Raw genomic sequence first — 1,404 nt, forward strand, 5'->3', positions numbered from 1 at the left:
TAACTTAAGCAACGTACTTTTACCCGCACCACTGTGGCCAGTTAAAAAGGCAAGTTCACCCGGTTTAATATGAAAATTAACTTTTTCGAGGGCGCGGTGCCCTCCAGGATAGGTCTTACTTACTTGCTGAAAATTTATCATCTTTTTATTATGCCAACTCCATTAACACATTAATGAAATTAGTATTCCTCGCAATTAAAAAGGGAGCTAGCTCCCTTTTTTGGTAAATTAAACGTCGTCCTCATCTTGGCTAAATAACGCATCAATAAAATCATCGCTTTCAAAAGCGCGTAAATCATCAATACCTTCACCAACACCAATGTAACGAATTGGAATATTAAACTTATCTGCAACCGCAAAAATAACACCACCCTTTGCAGTTCCATCAAGTTTTGAAAGCGTAATACCAGTTAAACCAACACATTGATTAAACAGGTTTACTTGGCTAATTGCATTTTGCCCTGTGCCTGCATCGATAGTTAGCATCACTTCGTGCGGCGCATCAGGATCAATCTTTTTCATTACACGAGCTATCTTTTCAAGCTCTTGCATTAAATTATCTTTATTTTGCAAGCGCCCAGCTGTATCAGCAATTAACACATCTATATTACGTGCTTTGGCCGCTTGGAATGCATCAAACACAACTGATGCACTATCTGCACCTGTATGCTGTGCAATAACGGGAATGCTGTTACGTTCTCCCCAAACCTGAAGCTGCTCAACAGCTGCCGCTCTAAACGTATCACCAGCAGCCAGCATAACCGACTTACCTTCGTTTTGAAATTGCTTAGCCATTTTACCAATAGTCGTTGTTTTACCAACACCATTTACACCTACCATTAAAATAACAAACGGCTTTTTATCTTCGCTTATGACTAAAGGCTGTTCTGCCGTTTTAAGCATCGCAGCCATTTCTTGTTTCATTAACTCATAAAGCGCATCACCATCTTTTAACTGTTTACGGTTCGCTGCATCAGTTAAACGATCAATCAACTTCATGGTGGTATCAACGCCTAAATCGGCGGTGAGTAATTGAGTTTCAAGATCTTCAAATAATTCGTCGTCTATTTTTTTTCCACTAAAAATAGACGCAAAACCAGAACCTATATTAACGCGAGTCTTTAACAAGCCTTTTTTAAGACGAGAGAAAAACCCTTCTTTTTTTGGCTTTTCGGCTTTTTTAGCTTCTTCAATTGCAAGTTCTGCTGTGATACGTTCTTGTTCTAAACGCTCATTTTCTGCTTCTTCAGCTGCAATACGTTCTTGCTCTAAACGCTCATTTTCTGCTTTTTCCGCCGCAAGGCGTTCTTGCTCTAAGCGTTCATTCTCTGCTTTTTCAGCTGCAAGACGTTCTTGCTCTAAACGCTCATTCTCTGCTTTTTCAGCTGCAAGACGTTCTTGCTC

At 39.9% G+C, this 1,404-nt stretch carries 2 protein-coding genes; both read right to left on the reverse strand.

The genetic code is table 11. From position 1 onward, the window contains the following. Positions 1-141, reverse strand: a 141-nt coding sequence (locus H5072_RS19480) for an ATP-binding cassette domain-containing protein (protein WP_182694511.1), incomplete at its 3' end; no start/stop codon positions are given. 87 nt (positions 142-228) lie between these two features. Then, positions 229-1,404: signal recognition particle-docking protein FtsY (ftsY, locus tag H5072_RS19485; RefSeq protein WP_182694512.1), on the reverse strand; the 1,176-nt coding region annotated here is incomplete at its 5' end.

The sequence above is a fragment of the Pseudoalteromonas sp. SR45-5 genome (assembly GCF_014163565.1).
GTDB lineage: Bacteria > Pseudomonadota > Gammaproteobacteria > Enterobacterales > Alteromonadaceae > Pseudoalteromonas > Pseudoalteromonas distincta.